A 14,704-nucleotide genomic window follows, 5' to 3' on the forward strand; every position below is an offset into this window, starting at 1 on the left:
ACCGGCCGACGCGGCGCGGCCCCGCCGCCCGCCGCGGCCGGTGCGGTCAGCCGTCCCGGCGCAGCCCGCCGAAGACCAGGAGGACCACCGCGTCGGCCACCTCGCGCTCGGTGCCGCCGCGCCCGTCGGGGCGGTACCACTCGACGATCGAGTTGATCATGCCGAAGACCAGCCGGGTGGCGAGCCGGACCTCCACGTCGCCGCGCACGTCCCCGTCCGCCGCGGCCGCCTTCAGCAGTTCGGCGACCTGGTGGTCGAAGTCGCGGCGCCGCTCCAGGGCCCACCGTTCGGTGTCCGTGTTGCCGCGCACCCGCAGCAGCAGCGTCACATAGGGGAGCTCGGCGACCAGCACCTCGACCATGCGCCGGACGACGTACTCCAGGCGGTCGGCGGCGCGTCCCCCGCGCGCGTGCTCCTCGCCGAGGATCCCGAACAGCCCGTCGAGCGCCCGGCTCACCGCGCGGCGCAGCAGCTCCTCCTTGCCGGCGACATGGTGGTAGATCGACGACTTGGAGATGCCGGCCGCCCTGGACAGGTGCTCCATGGACGTGCCGTCGTAGCCGCGTTCGTTGAAGACCCGGACGGCCACGGACAGCAGGGTCTCGGGGGTGTAGGTGTCACGCCTGGCGGTGGTCATGAGGTGCTCCCCTCCCGCTTGTCGGAGGCGTACGCGTGGCGGTACAGCGCCAGGGACGGCGCGTAGCGGCCGGAGGGATCGCGCAGGTGCAGGTCGTCGAGGACGGCGTAGGCCCAGTTCCGGCCCAGCCGGCGGCTCCATTCGAAGGGACCCAGGGGGTAGTTGACGCCGAGGCGCATCGCGGTGTCGACGTCCTCCTCGGTGGCCACGCCCTTGGCGACGGCGTCGTGCGCGAGGTCGATGATCCGGGCGACCGTGCGGGCCACGATCATGCCGGGGACGTCACCGATCACGCTGACCTTCTTGCCGAGCGCCTGGAACAGGCCGACGGCCTCGGAGAGCGTGCGCGGGGCGGTGTCCTGGGACGCGGAGAGCGCGATGCGGCCGGCCCGCCGGTAGTCCAGGGCGAGGTCGAAGTAGACGACGTCGCGGAACTCCACCGAGGTCTGGCCGTCGGCGAGGGCCAGCTGGCCGCCGCCGGGCAGCACCAGGCGGGTGCCGTGGTCCTCGTCCTCCTCGCGGACCTGGATGCCCGCCTCCCGGATGAGGGCGAGCAGGTCACCCGCGGGGCCCAGGTCGCCCTCGACGACGACGTAGGCGGGCGGTTCGGCCGGCTCCGCGGTGTGCGGCTCGGGGCGTTCGGCGCCGTCGGCGTGGTCGTACCAGCCGTGCCCGCTCTTGCGGCCGAGCCGGCCGGACTCCACCAGGCGCCGCTGGGCGAGCGACGGCGTGAAGCGCACGTCCTGGAAGAAGGACCGCCACACCGAGTGCGTCACCGACTCGTTGACGTCCTGCCCGATCAGGTCGGTCAGCTCGAACGCGCCCATCCGGAAGCCGCCCGACTCGCGCAGCACGGCGTCGATGGTGGCCGGGTCCGCGCCCTGGGCCTCCAGGACGGCGAAGGCCTCGGCGTAGAAGGGCCGGGCGATGCGGTTGACGATGAAGCCGGGGGTGTCGGCGCAGGCGACCGGCGTCTTGCCCCAGGCGCGGGCGGTCTCGTACGCGCAGGTGGCCGAGGTGACGTCGGTGGCGAACCCGGAGACGACCTCGACGAGCGGCAGCAGCGGGGCCGGGTTGAAGAAGTGCAGGCCGACGAACCGGCCGGGGTTCGCCAGGGCGCCGCCGATCGCGGTGACCGACAGGGACGAGGTGTTGGTGGCGAGCAGGCAGTCGTCCGCGACGACGTCCTCCAGTGCGCGGAACAGGTCCTGCTTGACGTCGAGGCGCTCCAGGACCGCCTCGACGACCAGCGCGCAGTCCGCGAGCTCGGCGAGGTCCGCCGCGGGCAGCAGGCGGGCGCGCGCGGCGTCGCGGCCGGCGGCGGTGAGCCGGTCCTTCTCCACGAGCCGGTCCAGCCGGGCGCCGATCGCGTCGGCGGCCTGCCGGGCGCGGCCGGGCGCCGTGTCGTGCAGCCGTACGGGATGGCCCGCGAGCAGCGCGACCTGGGCGATGCCCTGGCCCATGGTGCCGGTGCCGACGACTGCCACGGGGCTGCTGAGGTCGAGTGCTGTCATGGGCGCGATCCTCCCGCACGGGGTTCTCCACAGATGCGGCGGACCCCCTTGAACCGACCGATCGTTCGGTTACTCTAACTCTGACCGCCTGTTCCCGCCCATGTTCCGGGACAGGTCACGGGCTCCGCCACGAGCTCAACGAAGAGTTCTCCACCCAAGGAGTTGGTCCCGCATGGCCGCCGAACTCACCGCGCACCAGCTGATCGCCCGGCACCGGCCCACCCTCGACCAGGCGCTGGAAGCGATCCGCACCCGCGCGTACTGGTCCCCCCACCCCGAGCACCCCAAGGCGTACGGCGAGCACGGCAGCCTGGACGCCGCGGCGGGCAGGGCCGCGTTCGACGCCCTCCTCGGCGGCCGCCTGGACCTGGGCCAGCCCGGCACCGACGACTGGGTGGGCGATGAACGGTCCCCGTACGGCATCGAGCTCGGCGTCGCCTACCCGCACGCCGACCTCGACGTGCTGCTGCCCGCCATGCGGGCCGGCCTGCGCGCCTGGCGGGACGCGGGCGCGGAGCTGCGGGCCGCGGTGTGCCTGGAGATCCTCCAGCGGATCAGCCGGCGCACGCACGAGTTCGCGCACGCGGTCATGCACACCTCCGGCCAGGCCTTCATGATGGCGTTCCAGGCGGGCGGCCCGCACGCCCAGGACCGCGGCCTGGAGGCCGTGGCGTACGCGTACGCGGAACAGGTGCGCACCCCCGGCACCGCGGAGTGGACCAAGCCGCAGGGCAAGCGGGACCCGCTGGCGCTCACCAAGCAGTTCACGCCGGTGCCGCGCGGCATCGGCCTCGTCATCGGCTGCAACACCTTCCCCACCTGGAACGGCTACCCGGGGCTGTTCGCCTCCCTCGCCACCGGCAACGCGGTCCTGGTCAAGCCCCACCCGCGTGCGGTGCTGCCGCTCGCGCTGACCGTGCGGGCGGCCCGCGAGGTGCTCGCCGAGGCCGGCTTCGACCCGAACCTGGTGGCGCTGGCCGCCGAGCGCCCCGGCGAGGGCATCGCCAAGACCCTGGCCACCCGCCCGGAGATCCGGATCATCGACTACACCGGGTCGACGGCGTTCGGCGACTGGCTGGAGGCCAACGCCCGCCAGGCGCAGGTCTACACGGAGAAGGCCGGGGTCAACACGGTCGTCGTCGACTCCACCGACGACTACCGGGGGATGCTCGCCAACCTGGCCTTCTCGCTGTCGCTGTACAGCGGCCAGATGTGCACCACCCCGCAGAACCTGCTGATCCCCCGCGACGGCATCCGCACCGACCAGGGCCCGAAGACCTTCGACGAGGTCACCGCCGACCTGGCCCGCGCCGTGGACGGCCTGCTCGGCGACGACGCGCGTGCCTGCGGCCTGCTCGGCGCCGTCGTCAACCCCGACGTCAAGGCCCGTCTGGAGGCCGCCGCCGGGCTCGGCGAGGTCGCGCTGGCCTCCCGCGAGATCACCAACCCGGACTTCCCGGACGCGGTCGTGCGCACCCCGGTGATCGTGAAGCTGGACGGGGCCAAGCCGGACGACGAGGCCGCCTACATGAGCGAGTGCTTCGGACCGGTGTCCTTCGCGGTCGCCGTCGACTCCACCGACGCCGCGGTGGAGCTGCTGCGCCGCACGGTCCGCGAGAAGGGCGCCATGACCGTCGGCGCCTACACCACCGACAGCGAGGCCGAGCGGGCGGTCGAGGAGGTCTGCCTGGAGGAGGCCGCCCAGCTCTCCCTGAACCTCACCGGCGGGGTGTACGTCAACCAGACCGCCGCCTTCTCCGACTTCCACGGCTCGGGCGGCAACCCGGCGGCCAACGCGGCCCTGTGCGACGGGGCGTTCGTGGCGAACCGGTTCCGCGTGGTCGAGGTCCGCCGCCAGGCCTGAGCCCCCGCGCGCCCTCGGCCCGGCGCGGCCGCCGCACCGGGCCGGTCCGCGGCCGGGGCACCGGGCCGGCCGGGGGCCGCCGCACCGGGCGGCGCCTGCCGAGCCGGCGGGCGAGGCCCGCCGCGGTGCGGCAGCCCCCGAAGGGCGCGGGGTACTGCGCGACCCGCCACCCGGGCGCCGCGGCCGGCCGGCGTCACACCGGGCGCTCCCGGCGGAGCGCTCAGCGCACCGGGCCCGGAGCGCCGCCCAGGCTCCAGTGGTACAGCGTCATGGCCACGCTCGTCGCGAGGTTGTAGCTGGAGACCTGGGGGCGCATCGGCAGGGCCACCAGCCGGTCGGCACGCGCGCGTACGGCGTCCGACAGCCCGCTGCGCTCCGACCCGAAGGCGAGGACGGCGTCGTCCGGGAGCCGCACACCCCGGATGTCGTCCCCCTCGGGGTCGAGCGCGAACAGCGGCCCGGCGGGCAGTCCGGCCGGATCCAGGCGCTCCACCGCGGTCGCGAAGTGCAGCCCCGCCCCGCCGCGTACGACCGTCGGGTGCCAGGGGTCGAGCGTGCCGGTGGTGACCACGCCGGTCACCCCGAACCCGGCGGCGAGCCGGATCACCGCGCCCGCGTTGCCCAGGTTGCGCGGCTCGTCGAGGACCACGACCGGGGCGGTCCGCGGGGAGCGGGCGAGCCGCGCCAGGTTGGCCGCGCGCGGCGGCCGTACGGCCAGGGCCGCCACGGCGGTGGGGTGCGGACGCGGCACCAGCGACGCGTACACCGGCTGCGGCACCTCGGCCAGCAGCCCCTCCAGCGTCTCCCGCACATCCGGCGCCAGCTCCTCCGCCAGCGCCAGCGCCGCGTCCCGGCCCGCCGTGACCGCGACCGGGACCTCGGCGCCGAAGCGCAGGGCGTGTTTGAGGGCGTGGAACCCGTCCAGCAGGACGCAGCCCCCACCAGCGGCCAGCCGGCGCCAGCGCGCCACGGCGTCACGGGCGGGCAGCGAGCCGCCCGCCGGGGCGGCGGGCGCGGGACCACCGGCGGCCTGCGAGGGCGCCGCACCGGCGCCGCGTGCGTCCGGAGCCGCCCGCGCCCCGGGTCCCCCGGGATCGCGCGGGGCGCTCCCGGCCCCGGCCGGTTCGCCCGGGGCGCCCTGCGGACCCGGCTCCGTCGCGGAGCCGGTGCGGGCGGGGGAGGCGGCCGACGGGCCGTCCGCGGGGTCGTTCATGCGGCGAAGCCTACGTCCGGGTGGCCCGGGCCGGGGCCGTGTGCCCCTCCGTCTCCCCGGCCGGCCCCTCCCGTCGTTCCGGCCCCTCCCGGCGTTCCGGCCCCTCCCGGGGTCCGGGGCGCCCGCCCCGCCCGGCGGCGCGTACCAGCCGCCCCCGCGCGCGGGCCGCGACGGCGTCCGCCCGCAACAGGAACGCCGTGGGCAGGAAGACCGCGTCCGCCGCGATCATGGCAAGTGAGAAGAACGGCAGTCCGAGCACGACCGCGATCACCGCGTGCTCGGTGATCATGACCGCGAGCAGGACGTTCTTCACCCGCCGGTGGAACAGGGTGAAGGGGAAGGCGACCTGCGCCAGCACGGTCCCGTACGTGACCAGCATCACCAGGGTGCCGCTGGCGGTGAGCGCATCGCTCAGCGCCGGCCAGGGCGAGAAGTAGTCCAGGTGGAGGGGGTAGTAGACGGCGGTGCCGTCCTGCCAGCGCGAGCCCTGGATCTTGTACCAGCCGGCGGTCGCGTAGATCAGGCACGCCTCGGCCATGATCACCAGCAGCGCGCCGTTGTGCAGCAGGTTCGCCACCACGTCGAGCAGGATCCGCGGCTGCCCCGTCCCCTTCCCGGTCCGGGCCCGGCGGCCGGCCCACCACCACAGGCCCTGGGCCGCCCACGCCGACCACAGCAGCGCCGGAACGGCGCCGGTTCCGTTGACCGCGGACACCACGAAGGTCCACGCGAGCACCGGCAGTCCGGTACGGCCGGACCCGGTCGCCTCCAGCAGCCAGTCCTCGCCGAGCTTCCCGGCCAGCGTGGACGCCACCAGCAGCAGCCCGGCCAGCCCCCACAGCACCGGGCCCGCCCGGTCCACGGCCGGCTCGCCCCGCGCACCCGCCGCCGCACGGCGACGCGCCCGGCGGGCGTCCAGCGACCACACCCGGCCGCAGCGCGTGAACACCAGGTAGATGCTCATCAGGTGCAGGACGTTGTCGCCGCCGTCCCCCATGAGCACGCTGCGGTTCTGCAGCGAGAGCACTCCGGTCATGAACAGCACGGACATCGTCCGGGTGCGCCAGCCCAGCAGCAGCCCGGCCGCGGACAGCACGGCGAGCACGTAGACCGACTCGAACCAGAGGCGGCTGTCCGACCACACCAGCACGGTGAACGCGTGGTTGAGATCCACCAGCTGCCGCCCCAGCTCCCAGCTCCACGGCCCGTCGGGTCCGTACAGCTCGTGCCGGTGGGGGAACTCGCGCAGCAGGAACAGCAGCCAGGTCAGAGCGAAGCCGATCCGGATCACCGCGGTCTGGTACGGGCCCAGCGCCGCCTCCGTGACCCGGCCGATGGCCCCGGACACCGCGAGGGAGAACCGGTTCACCCGACGACCCCCTCGGCCTCGTCCCGCGACACCGTCCACCAGGGCAGTACCCGGTGCACCGGCTTCGGCGACACCTGTTCCCCGCTCCAGCGCGGCGGCGGCACGTTCACCGTGCGGGAGCGCACCTGGACCCGCTCGACGACCGCGCCCGGCGGGACCGCTCCGGCCCGGTCCAGGCGGAGCACCGCGATCCGGCGCAGATACGACTCGGCGAACAGGCCGCGCTCCCCGGACGGACGGTTGTCCGCGTCATGCGTGGCGAGGAAGAAGTCCCAGGCCCTGCGCAGCTCGTTCTGCTGCGTGTGGCTGGGCAGCGGGTTGGCGTCGATCGCCCGGCCGTCCTGCGCCGACAGATCGTGCCAGCCGGTGACACGCCGTCCGCCGTCCGCCGTCCCGATCCGGGCGCGGACCTGGACGGCGACGTTCTGCTGGAGCGGATTGGGCGCGAACAGCTTCCAGTTCTGCTCGAACTCCGGGTACACCCACGCGTCGATCGTCGCGGCGTGCCGCCTGGACACCGTGTTCGACGGTGCGACGTGCAGGAACACCATGCCGAGGTGGACGCACACGGCCACCGCGACCCCGGCCAGCGCCAGCACCACGCCGGCCTGGTACCCCGGGGAGAGCGCGCCGATCCCGGCCCGGGCCCGCGCCCCGGCGCCGCCCGCCGTGGGCACCCCTGCGCCGGGCCCGTCGGAGGGGGCGGCACCGCGTACCACCGCGGCACCGGAGGGTCCGCCGAGGGCGGCACCGGGCTCGCTCCGGGGCGCGGGGACCGGCCGGGCATCCACGGCGGCCGGGGGCCCGTCGGCGGACGGCTCCCCGGCCGCCGGCTCGGTGCCCTGGCCGGCGGCCCGGGGCCCGGGTGCCATGGGCCCGGGAGCCGGGTGAGCGGCCGGGGTCCTGGCCGACGGGGCCTGCCGGGGCTCCGGCGGGCCGTTGCGGGCAGGCGTGCGCCCGTCGCCCGCCTCCCGTGCGCCGTGCGCGTCCATCACGCCCCGATTCCGATTCCGATTCCCCGATGTCCGGTGAGATCCCGGTGGGATCCCCGTACAGCGATTCAAGCGATACAAGCGATACAAGCGACACAAGCGGTACAGCCATCCAGCGATACGGACATACGACCGGGTCCGGCCGTATCGAGCGGCCCGGTCGTCGCGGCGAACCCCCGGCGCGGACGGGCCGCGGCCCGTGCCCGCCGTCCCCCGGCCCTCGCGGGCCGCACCGGGCCCGCGCACGCGGAACGGTACTCAGCCCCACCCGCCCCGCGCAGCCCTCCGGCCGGAAGCCGCGGCCCCCGCCCGGTGAGGCGCCCACCCGGGCGGGGCCTCACCCGCCGCCGCCCGGGTGGCCCCGGTCGCGGGCCGCGCCGGTTGTCCACAACGGTTGACACCTTAAGGCGCCCGACCCACCATGGGATCGTACGGACCGAACGATCGGTCGGGAGAATCCGCACGGAGCCCAGGTCGAGGGGGATCTCATGGCGACAGCAGCCGCGCATCGGACGGCCGGCACACCGGCACGGCACGGCCCCGGCGCCGCTGCCGCCACCGCCGCCGAGACCGAAGCCTTCCAGCGCGCCTTCGACGCCGCGGTGGCCGCGGACGAGCGGATCGAGCCGCGCGACTGGATGCCGGACGCCTACCGCGCGACACTCGTACGCCAGATGGCGCAGCACGCCCACTCCGAGATCATCGGCATGCAGCCGGAGGCCAACTGGATCACCCGCGCGCCCTCGCTGCGCCGCAAGGCGATCCTGATGGCCAAGGTCCAGGACGAGGCGGGCCACGGCCTGTACCTGTACAGCGCGGCGGAGACCCTCGGCACCGGCCGCGACGAACTGCTCGACAAGCTGCACAGCGGCCGCCAGAAGTACTCCTCGATCTTCAACTACCCCACGCTGACCTGGGCGGACGTCGGAGCGATCGGCTGGCTGGTGGACGGCGCCGCGATCACCAACCAGGTGCCGCTGTGCCGCTGCTCCTACGGGCCGTACGCCCGCGCGATGGTGCGCATCTGCAAGGAGGAGTCGTTCCACCAGCGCCAGGGCTACGAGCTGCTGCTGGCGCTGAGCAACGGCACCCCGGAGCAGCACGCGATGGCGCAGGACGCGGTGGACCGCTGGTGGTGGCCCTCGCTGATGATGTTCGGCCCGCCCGACGACGAGTCCCAGCACTCCGCGCAGTCGATGGAGTGGAAGATCAAGCGCCACTCGAACGACGAGCTGCGCCAGCGCTTCGTCGACATCTGCGTCCCCCAGGCCGCGTCCCTGGGCCTGACCCTGCCCGACCCGGACCTGCGCTGGAACGAGGAGCGGGGGCACCACGACTTCGGCCCGATCGACTGGACCGAGTTCTGGGGCGTGCTCAAGGGCGACGGACCGTGCAACGAACAGCGCCTGACCCAGCGCAGGCGCGCCCACGAGGAGGGCGCCTGGGTGCGGGAGGCCGCCGCGGCCTACGCCGCGAAGCACGCCCCCGCCACGGCCGGTGCCCTCCCCGCGGATCCCACCGCCCGGCACACCGCCGAGAGCACCACCGAGAGCACCACCGGCAGCACCACGGACAGCACCGCCGAGAACACCGCCCCGCTCACCGGGGAGCGCGAGGAGGCGCACGCATGAGCACCACCGACTGGCCCCTGTGGGAGGTCTTCGTGCGCTCGCGCCGCGGCCTCTCCCACACCCACGCCGGCAGCCTGCACGCACCGGACGCGGAGTTCGCCCTGCGCAACGCCCGCGACCTGTACACCCGGCGCGGCGAGGGCGTCTCCCTGTGGGTCGTGCCCTCGTCCGCGATCACCGCGTCCTCGCCCGACGAGAAGGACCCGTTCTTCGAACCGGCCGCCGACAAGGCCTACCGGCACCCGACGTTCTACGAGATCCCGGACGGGGTGAAGCACCTGTGAGCACGCCCCCGACCGCGACCGCGGCGACGACCGCGGCCGCCCTCGCCCTCGGCGACGACGCCCTGGTGCTCTCCCACCGCCTCGGCGAGTACATCGGCCACGCACCCGTCCTGGAGGAGGAGGTCGCCCTCGCCAACATCGCGCTGGACCTGCTCGGCCAGGCCCGCGTGCTGCTGTCGATGGCCGGCGACGAGGACGAGCTGGCGTACCTGCGCGAGGAGCGTGCCTTCCGCAACCTCCAGCTCGTGGAGCAGCCCGGCGGCGACTTCGCCGGCATCATCGCGCGCCAGCTCCTCTTCTCCACCTACCAGCACCTGCTGTACGCCGAACTGGCCTCGGGCGACGGCCCGTTCGCGGCGCTTGCCGCGAAGGCGGTCAAGGAGGTCGACTACCACCGCGACCACGCCCGGCAGTGGACCCTGCGCCTGGGGGACGGCACCGACGAGAGCCGCACGCGGATGCAGCGCGCCTGCGACACGCTGTGGCGGTACACCGGCGAGATGTTCCGCCCGGTCGAAGGCCTGGACGTGGACGGCGCCGCCCTGGAGGCGGCCTGGCTCACCGCCGTGGAGGACGTGCTGCGGCAGGCCACCCTGAGCGTCCCCGAGGGCCCGCGCGGCGGGGCCTGGACCGCCGGGGCCGGCCGGGAGGGCCTGCACACCGAGTCGTTCGGCCGGATGCTGGCCGAGATGCAGCACCTGCACCGCAGCCACCCGGGGGCGTCATGGTGACCCTCACCCCGCTGGAGAGCGAACTCCTCGCGCTGGCCGGGTCGGTGCCCGACCCCGAGCTGCCGGTGCTCACCCTGGAGGAGCTCGGAGTGCTGCGGTCCGTGCACCTGCAGGGCCCGGACGCCGTCGAGGTCGAACTGACGCCGACGTACACCGGCTGCCCGGCACTGGAGACGATGTCGGCCGACATCGAGCGCGTGCTGCACCGGCACGGCATGCGCGAGGTCACCGTCCGCACGGTGCTCTCGCCCGCCTGGTCCACGGACGACATCTCGCCCGAAGGACGCCGCAAGCTCAGGGAGTTCGGTATCGCGCCGCCGCGCGTCCGCCGCGACGGCGGACCCGTGCCGCTGTCGCTCGGCCCCACCCGTACGGGAGCCGCCCCGGCCGCCCCGGAAGCGGTGACGTGCCCGCACTGCGGCTCCGCCGACACCGAGCTGCTCAGCCGCTTCTCGGCCACCGCCTGCAAGGCACTCCGCCGCTGCCTGGCCTGCCGGGAACCCTTCGACCATTTCAAGGAGCTGTGATGGCCCGCTTCCACCCGCTCCCGGTGGCCGCGGTCGACCGGCTCACCGACGACTCCGTCGCCCTCACCTTCGACGTGCCCCCCGAGCTGCGCGCCGCCTACCGCTACACCCCCGGCCAGCACCTGGCGCTGCGCCGGCGGGTGGACGGCACCGAGGTCCGCCGCACCTACTCGATCTGCGCCCCCGCGCCCGGCCCCGGCGAGGACGGCCCACGCACCCTGCGCGTCGGTGTGCGTCTGGTGGACGGCGGCGCGTTCTCGACGTACGCCCTCAAAGAGGTGAACGTCGGGGACGAACTGGACGTGATGACCCCGGCCGGCCGCTTCACCCTGGACCCGGCACCCGGACGGTACGCGGCGATCGTCGGCGGCAGCGGCATCACCCCGGTCCTGTCGATCGTCTCCACCCTGCTGGCCCGGGAGCCCGAGGCCCGCTTCTGCCTGATCCGCGGCGACCGCACGGCCGCCTCGACGATGTTCCTGGAGGAGGTCGCCGACCTGAAGGACCGCTACCCCGAGCGGCTCCAGCTGGTGACGGTGCTGTCCCGGGAGGAGCAGCAGGCCGGACTGCCCACGGGCCGCCTGGACGAGGAGCGGCTGACGGGTCTGCTGCCCGCGCTGCTGCCGGTGGACGAGGTGGCGGGCTGGTTCCTGTGCGGGCCGCACGGGCTCGTGCAGGGCGCCGAGCAGGCGCTGCGCGGCCTCGGCGTGCCGCGCGCCCGCATCCACGAGGAGATCTTCCACGTGGACGGCGCGGACACCGTCAGACCCCGCACCGCCGCCGCCCCCGCGCACAGCACGGTGACCGCACGCCTCGACGGCCGCGGCGGCACCTGGCCGGTGCAGGACGGCGAGTCGCTGCTGGAGACGGTGCTACGCAACCGCCCCGACGCCCCCTACGCCTGCAAGGGCGGGGTCTGCGGCACCTGCCGGGCCTTCCTGGTCTCCGGCGAGGTCCGCATGGACCGCAACTTCGCCCTGGAACCGGAGGAGACGGAAGCCGGCTATGTGCTGGCCTGCCAGTCCCACCCGGCGACGGAACGGGTGGAGCTGGACTTCGACCGCTGACACCGCGGTGCGCGCCGGCCGCCCCGGCCGCGCCCGCCGCGCACCGGACCGCGCATTCCCTTCTCCCGCCCCCTGCCCTATCTTGACGGTCCGTCAGATTCAGATCCGGTGCCGGAGCCGGATCGGCGGAGCCGTCGGGAGGCCGGGACCGTGGACTTCACCTTCACCGAGGAGCAGGAAGCGGCCGCCGAGGCGGCTCTCGGGGTGTTCGCCGACGTGGCGCCCGACTCCGTGCCGAGCCCCGCGCTGACCCCCGGCGCGGTCGCGGCCGGCTTCGACCGGGGGCTGTGGGCCCGGCTCGCCGAGGCGGACCTGCTGAGCCTGCTGCTCACCGGGGAGCACGGCGGGGCGGGCCTGGACGCGGTCGCGCTCTGCCGGGTGCTGCGCGAGTCCGGCAAGGTGCTGGCACGCGTCCCGCTGCTGGAGAGCTGCGCGGCCGCAGCGTGCCTCCAGGCCTTCGCGGAGCCCGGGCCGACCGCGGGTCTGCTCGCCGCGACCGGCCGCGGCGAGGTGGTGCTGACGGTCGCCCCGCACGGCCGCACCGGACACGACCCGGCCGAACAGGCCGTCACCGCCCGCAGGGACGGCCGGGAGTGGCTGCTGGACGGCCTCCAGACCGCGGTGCCGTGGGCCTACGACGCCGACCACGTCCTCGTCCCCGCGCACACGCCGGCCGGCCGCACCGTGCTCGCCCTGGTCCCGCGCGGCCGTCCGGGCACGGCTCTGGCCGAGCAGGTCTCCACGACCGGCGAGCGGCTCGGCGAGCTGCGGCTGGACGCGGTCCGCCTGCCGGAGAGCCGGGTCGTCACGGCGGACGGGGCGTGGGAGTGGCTGCGGGAACTGCTGGCCACCGGGACCTGCGCGCTCGCGCTGGGCCTGGGCGAGCGCGTGCTGCGGATGAGCGCCGAGTACACCGGCGGGCGGGAGCAGTTCGGACACCCGCTCGCCACGTTCCAGGCCGTCGCCGTACAGGCCGCCGACCGCTACATCGACCTGCGCGCCATGGAGGTCACCCTGTGGCAGGCGGCCTGGCGGCTGTCCTGCGGTGCGCCGGGGGCGCTGCCGGTCTCCGGGGACGTGGCCGTCGCCAAGATCTGGGCCGCGGAGGGTGTACGCCGCGTGGTGCAGACGGCCCAGCACCTGCACGGCGGATTCGGCGCCGACGTCAGCTACCCCCTGCACCGCTACCACGCCTGGGCCAAGCACCTGGAGCTGTCCCTGGGCCCGGCGGCCGCCCACGAGGACGCGCTCGGCGACCTCCTGGCGGCCCACCCGCTCTCCGGCTGACCGCCCGTCACCGCCCGTCCGGGCTCCCTCACCCGGCATCCCGGCAGCGGGCAGCGGGCACCCGTGTCCACGGGACACTTGGGGCCGCACAGGACCCACGGGACCCGTGCACCCCACGGGACCCACCGGGCACGGCGTCCCCGCGGGCGACTCGGGGGACCTCAGAGGATCCCAGCGGGACTCAGCGGGACTCAGCGGGTCTCAGGGAGCTCACACGACGAAGCCGGGCTGCCCCGCGTCCGTCACGACGGAACGGCCGGCGGCCGCCCACTCCTGCATGCCTCCGCCGACGTTCACCGCGTCGATGCCCTGCTGCACGAGGTACCGGGTGACCTGGGCCGAGCGCCCGCCCGAGCGGCAGATCACATGGACGCGGCCGTCCTGCGGAGCCGCCTCGGTCAGCTCCCCGTACCGGGCCACGAACTCGCTGATGGGGATGTGCAGGGCCCCCTCGGCGTGACCGGCCTGCCACTCGTCGTCCTCGCGGACGTCCAGCAGGAAGTCGTCGTCCTTGAGCTGCGCGATCCCGACCGTGGGCACTCCTGGGAAAGTCATGCCCCGACGCTACCCGACCCCGCCCGAGCCCCTCCCCACAGCTCGCTCGGAAAGGGAAGCCGTCCCGGAGCCGCCCTACCCCCGGGCCTCGGCCAGCTCGGCCTCCCGCTGGGCGACCTCCGCCAGCAGCTGCTCGGCGATCTCGTCCAGCAGACGGTCCGGGTCGTCCGGGGCGAGCCGGAGCATTCCGCCGATCGCGCTCTCCTCCAGCTCCTTGGCGACCACGGCGAGCATCTCCTTGCGCCGGGCCAGCCAGTCCAGGCGGGCGTACAGCTCCTCGCCGCGGGTCGGGCCCCGGTCCTCCGGCTCCGGCCCCCTCGCCCACTCCTCGGCCAGCTCCCTCAGCCGCTCCGCGTCACCGCGGGCGTAGGCGGCGTTCACCCGGGTGAGGAACTCCTCACGCCGCTTGCGCTCGCCGTCCTCCTGGGCCAGGTCGGGGTGGGCCCTGCGGGCCAGCTCGCGGTACAGCTTGCGGGCCTCCTCGCTCGGGCGCACCCGGGCCGGCGGCTGCACGGGCCGGTCGGTGAGCATCGCGGAGGCCTCCGGGAACAGCCCGTCGCCGTCCATCCAGCCGTGAAACAGCTCCTCGACGCTGGGCATCGGCAGCACCCGGGCGCGCAGCTCCTGCGCCCGGCGCAGGTCCTCGGGGTCCTCGGTGCGGGCCGCGCGCGCCTCGGCGATCAGCGCGTCCAGCTCCTCCAGCCGGGCGTACATCGGGCCGAGCCGCTGGTGGTGGAGCCGGGAGAAGTTCTCGACCTCGACCCGGAACGTCTCCACCGCGATCTCGAACTCGATCAGCGCCTGCTCGGCGGCCCGCACCGCCCGCTCCAGCCGCTCCTCCGGCGCACCGGACGCCCCGGATGCCTCAGCGGCGGACCCGGCAGACCCGGCAGACCCGGCAGCACCGGCCGCCCCATCCGCCCCGGCAGTCCCAGCGGACTCAGCGGACTCAGCGGCCCCGGCAGCCCCACCGGTCTCGTCCGGCTCAGGACGGCCGGCCGGCGCGGCCGGCTCCGCCGGCCGGGTTCCGGCC

The 14,704-nt window shown here is 75.0% G+C and carries 14 protein-coding genes; 7 read left to right on the top strand and 7 right to left on the bottom strand.

Annotation, left to right across the window (positions count from 1 at the left end; genetic code table 11):
* Positions 1–46: 46 nt before the first annotated feature.
* Together AC5K6T_RS22665 and AC5K6T_RS22670 are read right to left on the bottom strand one after the other, a co-directional pair.
* Positions 47–637: a TetR/AcrR family transcriptional regulator gene (locus AC5K6T_RS22665; protein WP_493211671.1), complete on the bottom strand. Its 591-nt coding sequence runs from the start codon at positions 635–637 to the stop codon at positions 47–49.
* Positions 634–2,151: a 3-hydroxyacyl-CoA dehydrogenase gene (locus tag AC5K6T_RS22670; RefSeq protein ID WP_493211672.1), complete on the bottom strand. Its 1,518-nt coding sequence runs from the start codon at positions 2,149–2,151 to the stop codon at positions 634–636. The genes AC5K6T_RS22665 and AC5K6T_RS22670 overlap by 4 nt, the downstream gene beginning before the upstream one ends.
* Before the next feature lie 172 nt (positions 2,152–2,323).
* Here AC5K6T_RS22670 and paaN point away from each other — a divergent pair, with 172 nt between their 5' ends.
* On the top strand, positions 2,324–4,015 hold the full coding sequence (paaN, locus tag AC5K6T_RS22675) for a phenylacetic acid degradation protein PaaN (protein ID WP_493211674.1): 1,692 nt from the start codon (positions 2,324–2,326) through the stop codon (positions 4,013–4,015).
* Between the two features lie 220 nt (positions 4,016–4,235).
* Here paaN and AC5K6T_RS22680 read toward each other — a convergent pair whose 3' ends face one another.
* The 3 genes from AC5K6T_RS22680 to AC5K6T_RS22690 form a co-directional block, all read right to left on the bottom strand.
* Complete coding sequence (locus tag AC5K6T_RS22680) at positions 4,236–5,003, bottom strand: TrmH family RNA methyltransferase (protein WP_493212187.1); 768 nt, start codon at positions 5,001–5,003, stop codon at positions 4,236–4,238.
* Between the two features lie 235 nt (positions 5,004–5,238).
* Positions 5,239–6,597, bottom strand: coding sequence for an HTTM domain-containing protein (locus AC5K6T_RS22685; protein ID WP_493211676.1), 1,359 nt, complete (start codon positions 6,595–6,597; stop codon positions 5,239–5,241).
* Positions 6,594–7,469 carry a DUF5819 family protein gene (locus AC5K6T_RS22690; protein WP_493211677.1) on the bottom strand — a complete coding sequence of 292 codons (876 nt, stop codon included), beginning with the start codon at positions 7,467–7,469 and terminating at the stop codon, positions 6,594–6,596. Before AC5K6T_RS22690 ends, AC5K6T_RS22685 begins: the two co-directional genes overlap by 4 nt.
* A 608-nt stretch (positions 7,470–8,077) precedes the next feature.
* Between AC5K6T_RS22690 and paaA the strand changes: the two genes are divergently transcribed.
* From paaA to AC5K6T_RS22720, 6 genes are all read left to right on the top strand, one after another.
* Complete coding sequence (gene paaA / locus AC5K6T_RS22695; protein WP_493211679.1) at positions 8,078–9,220, top strand: 1,2-phenylacetyl-CoA epoxidase subunit PaaA; 1,143 nt, start codon at positions 8,078–8,080, stop codon at positions 9,218–9,220.
* Entirely contained in the window at positions 9,217–9,504 is a 288-nt protein-coding gene (gene paaB, locus AC5K6T_RS22700) for a 1,2-phenylacetyl-CoA epoxidase subunit PaaB (RefSeq protein WP_493211681.1), read from the top strand. Before paaA ends, paaB begins: the two co-directional genes overlap by 4 nt.
* Entirely contained in the window at positions 9,501–10,235 is a 735-nt protein-coding gene (paaC, locus tag AC5K6T_RS22705; protein WP_493211683.1) for a 1,2-phenylacetyl-CoA epoxidase subunit PaaC, read from the top strand. Before paaB ends, paaC begins: the two co-directional genes overlap by 4 nt.
* The gene (gene paaD, locus AC5K6T_RS22710) at positions 10,229–10,762 is read left to right on the top strand and encodes a 1,2-phenylacetyl-CoA epoxidase subunit PaaD (protein ID WP_493211685.1); all 534 of its coding nucleotides are present in this window, start codon (positions 10,229–10,231) and stop codon (positions 10,760–10,762) included. The genes paaC and paaD overlap by 7 nt, the downstream gene beginning before the upstream one ends.
* Entirely contained in the window at positions 10,762–11,829 is a 1,068-nt protein-coding gene (gene paaE, locus AC5K6T_RS22715; protein WP_493211687.1) for a 1,2-phenylacetyl-CoA epoxidase subunit PaaE, read from the top strand. The genes paaD and paaE overlap by 1 nt, the downstream gene beginning before the upstream one ends.
* Positions 11,830–11,979: 150 nt before the next feature.
* Positions 11,980–13,116 carry an acyl-CoA dehydrogenase family protein gene (locus AC5K6T_RS22720; RefSeq protein WP_493211688.1) on the top strand — a complete coding sequence of 379 codons (1,137 nt, stop codon included), beginning with the start codon at positions 11,980–11,982 and terminating at the stop codon, positions 13,114–13,116.
* Between the two features lie 210 nt (positions 13,117–13,326).
* Here the strand turns inward: AC5K6T_RS22720 and AC5K6T_RS22725 are convergent, their stop codons facing one another.
* Together AC5K6T_RS22725 and AC5K6T_RS22730 are read right to left on the bottom strand one after the other, a co-directional pair.
* Entirely contained in the window at positions 13,327–13,656 is a 330-nt protein-coding gene (locus AC5K6T_RS22725) for a rhodanese-like domain-containing protein (protein WP_493212189.1), read from the bottom strand.
* Positions 13,657–13,746: 90 nt separating this feature from the next.
* Complete coding sequence (locus tag AC5K6T_RS22730) at positions 13,747–14,502, bottom strand: J domain-containing protein (RefSeq protein ID WP_493212190.1); 756 nt, start codon at positions 14,500–14,502, stop codon at positions 13,747–13,749.
* Positions 14,503–14,704 lie beyond the last annotated feature (202 nt).

The sequence above is a fragment of the Streptomyces sp. B8-7 genome (assembly GCF_058833805.1).